Annotated in this window: 5 protein-coding genes and 3 pseudogenes; 3 read left to right on the forward strand and 5 right to left on the reverse strand. The window is 55.2% G+C overall.

Features of this window, described 5'->3' with window-relative positions:
- Positions 1 to 110: 110 nt before the first annotated feature.
- Together AC0KUR_RS37610 and AC0KUR_RS37615 are read left to right on the forward strand one after the other, a co-directional pair.
- Positions 111 to 396: pseudogene (locus tag AC0KUR_RS37610) on the forward strand (transposase); the annotation flags it as partial.
- A 52-nt stretch (positions 397 to 448) separates the two neighbouring features.
- Positions 449 to 721 (forward strand): annotated as a pseudogene (locus AC0KUR_RS37615) (integrase core domain-containing protein); the annotation flags it as partial.
- A 517-nt stretch (positions 722 to 1,238) separates the two neighbouring features.
- On the opposite strand, the pseudogene AC0KUR_RS37620 reads toward AC0KUR_RS37615, so the two are convergent.
- Positions 1,239 to 1,598: pseudogene (locus AC0KUR_RS37620) on the reverse strand (IS3 family transposase); the annotation flags it as partial.
- A 76-nt stretch (positions 1,599 to 1,674) separates the two neighbouring features.
- On the opposite strand from AC0KUR_RS37620, the gene AC0KUR_RS37625 reads away from it, so the two are divergent.
- The gene (locus tag AC0KUR_RS37625; protein ID WP_473377361.1) at positions 1,675 to 1,797 is read left to right on the forward strand and encodes a hypothetical protein; all 123 of its coding nucleotides are present in this window, start codon (positions 1,675 to 1,677) and stop codon (positions 1,795 to 1,797) included.
- 87 nt (positions 1,798 to 1,884) lie between these two features.
- Here the strand turns inward: AC0KUR_RS37625 and tnpB are convergent, their stop codons facing one another.
- The 4 genes from tnpB to AC0KUR_RS37645 all read right to left on the reverse strand — a co-directional run.
- Complete coding sequence (gene tnpB, locus AC0KUR_RS37630) at positions 1,885 to 2,142, reverse strand: IS66 family insertion sequence element accessory protein TnpB (protein ID WP_473377362.1); 258 nt, start codon at positions 2,140 to 2,142, stop codon at positions 1,885 to 1,887.
- The gene (locus tag AC0KUR_RS37635) at positions 2,118 to 2,648 is read right to left on the reverse strand and encodes a transposase (RefSeq protein WP_473377363.1); all 531 of its coding nucleotides are present in this window, start codon (positions 2,646 to 2,648) and stop codon (positions 2,118 to 2,120) included. Before AC0KUR_RS37635 ends, tnpB begins: the two co-directional genes overlap by 25 nt.
- A 441-nt stretch (positions 2,649 to 3,089) precedes the next feature.
- Entirely contained in the window at positions 3,090 to 3,728 is a 639-nt protein-coding gene (locus AC0KUR_RS37640) for a hypothetical protein (protein WP_473377364.1), read from the reverse strand.
- A 42-nt stretch (positions 3,729 to 3,770) separates the two neighbouring features.
- The coding region (locus tag AC0KUR_RS37645) for a YadA family autotransporter adhesin (RefSeq protein WP_473377365.1) at positions 3,771 to 4,975 on the reverse strand (1,205 nt) is incomplete at its 5' end.

Below are 4,975 nucleotides of genomic sequence, written 5' to 3' on the forward strand. Positions count from 1 at the left end.
CCGATCCTGGACTGGCTCCATTACGCCGATCACGGACTGGCCTCATAACGGCGATCATCAAGTGGCCTCATTACGCCGATCACGGATTGGCTCCATAACGGCGATCCGTGACAAGCCGATTCACCATGCTCATCCATCTGCCTCGCGAGGAAGGCTACGGGTTGATTCCCAGGACGAAAAACGGTCCCGCGCTGGCCGGCTATGGGGCTGTCACGATGGCAAATGCGCTCAAGAAAACCGTGACGAGCATGCCTGCCCAGTTGTGGCGATCATTGACTTGGGGATCGGGGAAAGGAACTGTCCGACCATGCTCGCTTCACAATTGAGTCTGGTGTGAAGGTCTTCTTCGCCGACCCGAACAGCCCATGGCAACGTGGCACGAACGAAAACACGAATCTCAGGTCTGTTCAACAATCTAGTGTTGCGACGACCGGTTGAATCCACCTAATATGCCAGTCGCGCGTACCGGAAATTGACCGTCGCGTTCAAGATAAACGTTTCAATGAGCCGCCGTGCCAACGCCTGGGATAACGCCCCAATGGAAAGCTTCTTCAAGACGCTGAAGGTCGAAAGAATCTACCAGACTCACTACGAAACGCATGCCCACGCCCGCCTGGATATCGTCGATTGGATCGAGGGCTATTACAATCGGCAACGTCTGCATACCTCGATCGACTTCCTTACCCCCGTCGACTACGAGGCTGGCTTGATCGCCGCATAAGATGCTGTACGTGAAAACGAGGCAGGGTCAATAGTTATCTGCGGCGTCTGTTCGTGCAGGGTGCCCGCGCGCTATGGGTGTGGAAAGACAAGCACCCCAACGATCCGATACAGCGCTGGCTACTGCAACTCGCCGAGCGCCGGCATGCACACGTTGCTGTCTGCGCACTGGCAAACAAACTCGTACGCATTGCGTGGGCCGTCATGCGAAGTGGCGCAGAGTTTAACCTGAACTATCGCACCGGAACCGTAGCAGACCGCTAGCCCTACCCCTGACCACCATTACTTTCCGCAACTCGCGCAGCGAATCAGCATGGCGCAAACGACCATCCGTCGCTTCTCCAAACCCGTCTGGACTTCTGGCAGACATCATGCCGCGCCACTAATTGGGACGGAAGCGTGCGACTTCATCATGCAGGCCAGATCCGGATTCGATCGGATCGCTATAGGCCGGATAGATAAACGCGAGTCGTCTATCGCCACCAGTCTGCGCTTGCGGTTTGCGGGTAGACCATAGAGAAATCCATACTCCAAGCGTCGTTTGGTTTGATCGGAACGATCTTCGCCACCCGCGTCACCACCATCTTTCGTCGCTTCGGCAACTTCGAGCGCAACTGCAACTGCTCTTCGCAATACAGCCGTTACGCCTGGTTCCGGCCCAACTGCCAGCCTTCCCGGCGCAACAGCACATGGACACGTCGATAGCCGTAGCGCACCCTCGTATGGGCAATCTCGCGCATCCTCGACCGAAGCTCTGCGCGGGGGTCTTGGATGCTTCGGTAATACTGAACGCTGCGCGGTTGCTTCACGAGCCGACAGGCCCGCCTCATCGTCAATCCGTAATGGCTCACCACATAATCCACCGCGTCTCGTCTCACCTCCTGGCTCAGGGTCAAGTTTGCCGCAAAACTCACTCTCGGATCGGTCCAGGATTCCTAAAGCGGATCACTCTTCATGCTAGCGCTGAAGCGAACCGTATGCTCTCGTATCGCGAGCAGCGTAGCGAGTTCGTCGGCGGTGGTGGCAACCTGGATCGGCATGCTGATCGACATGCATGCCGATCGCGCGTTCAACTGACGCGGTGATATTCTCGCTTCGGATGCCGTCGGATCGTGGTAATGTCGTCGCCATCAAGTAGCGCGTGCAGCAGATCCGTCGACATCGTCACGACTTCGGTTTTTTGTCGGGCCAGGTGAAGCGGTCTGCGCCGAGGCGTTTCATCAGGAGCCAGAAGCCGTTGCCGTCCCAGCCAAGGATTTTGATCCGATCCCGACGTCGATTGCCAAACACATAGAGCGAGGAATCCATCGGGTTCAGACGCATCGACTGCTCGACGAGAATCGACAGGCTGTCCATGCCATAGCGGAAGTCGACGGGATCACGATGCAGATAAACTTTCAGATCGTCATCGAACCGGAACACGGCATCCTCCCGAGAATCTGAACCAGGGTCGTCAACTCATCGATGGTCGCGATCGCCTTGCCAAGTTCGAGCTCGACACCATTCGACAACCGAGCCTGCAACGCGAGCGTCATCGACGGCGATGGATGCGTTGGTGCCGGCGTCGGCGGCACTGAAACAACCGGCACGAACGCGGATGGCGGTACCGTAACCGCGACTGGTTTGCGCGGACCGGGGAGATCGATGGCTACGCCGTCAATTACCTCGTCCGGTCTCGGCAGATCACGCTCGTCGCTGCCATTGTCCTGCGGTGCCGACGAGATGCCTTTTTCCCGCTCCATCAGATATTTCGTGATCCACTTGCGCAGAAGGTTGGCATTGACCCCATGCTCCTGCGCGAGACGAGCGACGGAGACGCCAGGCTGCAGCGCTGTCTCGACGAGCGCCCGTTTGCCTTTCTCGTCATAGCGGCGACGGCCGTCGCTGCTATGACGAACTACTCTCAACTCTGAGTCTTTGTCAGTCATAGGTATCCACCTTCGAAATAGGTGGACACCTATGCTCCTCGCTCAGAGCACCTTTGGGTAGACGCCGGTAATGGATCGCATACGTTCGGAGAGCGATTTAAGCGGGCGCGTGGGTAACACGTTGTTCACCGCCTCGTCCACAAAAACGCGGACAGGTTCCGCGTACCCTGCGGAACACGTTCGCGCGGTGCCAACTGCTTGCCGGCAAGAGCAACGACGACGTCATGCGAGCGTTGGGCCTCACCAGCCAGTGGACGGTGGTCAGGATCCGCGCAACCCTCTCGCCTTCACCGCAAGCTCACACCACAGCTTGACTTCTGAACCGCCTCGATAGCCTGAATAAGCCCTCCAGCATTATTCAGGGTCTATTCGATAGAAGTCGATCGACTCAGCCGCCCGCAGCTTCGCGAGTAGCAATTCGTGCAATGAATTTCATTTCTTTCACTGGCATTCAATCACGCCACGTGGGCGTTGAACAGAATTATCGGCATAGTATCTACCTACAGCGTCTCGATCATTTGCGAACCCAACTTCCACAAGATTTTTTATTGACCGCTGAGCTGTTCCAGCTTCAACCAAGCGTATCGATGCTCCGCTTTCATCAGTAGGTATCTCAAAATATTTCGTTTGCCCCGGATATACAAAAATTGATTGAGTTCGAATCGGATGATCTTCACCGAATATTCCTGCCGACAAATCCGAACCCAAAATCACATCGCCTGGAGAAAGGCAAACAAATACGTAACTTGACGGCGGTAACTTGGTTAATTTTTCGCCATTTATTTTTACAGTTGCAAGATGGCTAGCAGCGTAATCTCCATTGCTTCTAAAAATCACCACTGCGGCGACCTTCTCTCCTGGAGCTCCTTGATGTGGCAATACCAACGGAGCAGGCGGATAAATTGTTTCCGCGAAACTCAGACTGTATTTAATGGCCACCACAAAGATCAAAAAAACTTTTGAAACATTAAATTTTTTAAAATTTTCAATGAAAACATGGAGCCCCCCCGTTCGACGAAAAATTAGAAATAGCAGAAAATTGATTCCCCGAGTGATTATAGGCATAAAGTAGGAAAACATTTTAAAATCAATTGAATATTTTAATGAAATATGATGGCGCTTTTACCAAGAGTATCCCAATCCACCATTAACCAAAACCTTACTATCGCCCGATGCACTCACACCCAAACGGATTGTAGAATTGGCTGTCAAGCGAGCGCTAGCACCTACTGCTAAAGCAGCATAGCCTCCATACGAACCAAAACCCGCACCAATTGCAAATGTACGACCTTGCTCTACTTGGGGTAACCCAGCAAGTGCACCTGCCATTGCAATTCCAGAATACATGCCTCTCGTAATAGTACTTATAGATGATTGTAACTGTGAAACGTTAACCGCGTCCGTTGGAGCTGTACCTGCAGCAACATTAGTGATTTGACGTGGAGAATTAGCGGATCCCACGGAAATGGTGTTAGGCCTATCTGCAATTGATCCGCTGCCCAACGCTACTGAATTGGGTGCAGATGCAACTGCGGCCTGGCCTAACGCCGTCGCGCTGACGCCTGATGCAGTCGCCCCTTGTCCGATCGCGGATGAGTTTATAGCCGAGGCAGTACTGGCTTGACCTATCGCCGTACTGTTTGAAGCAACGGCTTTAGCGGATTGACCCACACTTGTCGCATTAATAGCGGTTGCAGCGCCATTTTCACCTACGTTCACTGAATTTACACCGCTGGCTACCCCGGCCTGCCCAACATTAGTTGCGTTTACACCTACAGCGCTGCCCCCTGCTCCTACGTTAGTAGTGTTGTTACCGATTGCCGCTCCGCTGGCGCCGCTGTTAGTTGCACCGCTGCCATTGGCCGTGCCGTTGGCACCGTTGTTCGTGGCGCCGTTGCCGTTGGCCGTCCCGTTCGAACCGCTGTTCGTGGCACCATTACCATTGGCCGCGCCGTTGGCACCGTTGTTGGTCGCACCGTTGCCGTTGGCCGTGCCGTTGGCACCGTTGTTGGTCGCACCGTTGCCGTTGGCCGCGCCGTTGGCACCGTTGTTGGTCGCACCGTTGCCGTTGGCCGCGCCGTTGGCACCGTTGTTGGTCGCACCGTTGCCGTTGGCCGCGCCGTTGGCACCGTTGTTCGTGGCGCCGTTGCCGTTGGCCGTGCCGTTCGAACCGCTGTTCGTGGCGCCATTGCCGTTGGCCGCGCCGTTGGCACCGTTGTTCGTGGCCCCGTTGCCGTTGGCCGTACCGTTCGAACCGTTGTTCGTAGCGTTATTGCCGTTGGCCGTCCCGTTCGAACCGCTGTTCGTGGCGCCATTGCCGTTGGCCG

Source organism: Burkholderia sp. YHN3-13, from assembly GCF_055810675.1.

What these genes read in the sequence shown, in the direction of transcription:
- AC0KUR_RS37625 (WP_473377361.1), top strand. Translation starts at nt 1,675, where the DNA reads ATGCTAGCGCTGAAGCGAACCGTATGCTCTCGTATCGCGAGCAGCGTA.
- AC0KUR_RS37635 (WP_473377363.1), bottom strand. Translation starts at nt 2,648, where the DNA reads ATGACTGACAAAGACTCAGAGTTGAGAGTAGTTCGTCATAGCAGCGAC.
- AC0KUR_RS37640 (WP_473377364.1), bottom strand. Translation starts at nt 3,728, where the DNA reads ATGTTTTCCTACTTTATGCCTATAATCACTCGGGGAATCAATTTTCTG.